Raw genomic sequence first — 548 nt, 5'->3', positions numbered from 1 at the left:
CCGCGGCCTGGGCCCGCACCGGGGCCGCGGCCTTGTTCAGCAGCCAGTAGCTGGGACGCATGTGCATGGGGCCGCCGCCCATGTCCATCGTCATCAGCGTAGAGGTGAGCAGACGGTCGGGGTGGGTTTCGGGCGGGTGCGGGCCGGCGGCGGCATCGTAGAGCGCCACGGCCACGAGCAGGCTCATGAGCGTGGCCCCGATACCGACGAGGCTCAGCAGCGTGAAGAACCGTCGCCGCTGCAGGACCTTCCAGGCCATTTTTAAGTAGTTGAGAAGCATTTTTCTTTTATTTTAAAACGTTATGCCGAGCGCAGCCGAAGCATCTCGCGTGGGGTAGTAATTCAATCATTGGTCGTCATGCTGAGCGCAGCCGAAGCATCTTTACTGCTTCGTTGGGTCGGCATTGATTACTTGCGCGGTAGAGATGCTTCGGCTGCGCTCAGCATGACGTTCTGACTTCGCATGACCGCCGGGGCCGTTGCGTTTCGCCCCGTCCCTACTCCTCGCGCAGCGCCACGGCCGGATGAATGCCCGCCGCCAGCCGGCT

1 pseudogene is annotated in these 548 nt (G+C 62.8%); it reads right to left on the bottom strand.

From position 1 onward, the window contains the following. Nucleotides 1-259 (bottom strand): annotated as a pseudogene (locus ACYVDE_RS25860) (hypothetical protein); the annotation flags it as partial. Nucleotides 260-548: the final 289 nt, after the last annotated feature.

This window comes from Hymenobacter agri, assembly GCF_054778495.1.
Note: the sequence above shows the minus strand (reverse complement) of the source record. Positions and strands in the feature narration are given on the sequence as shown.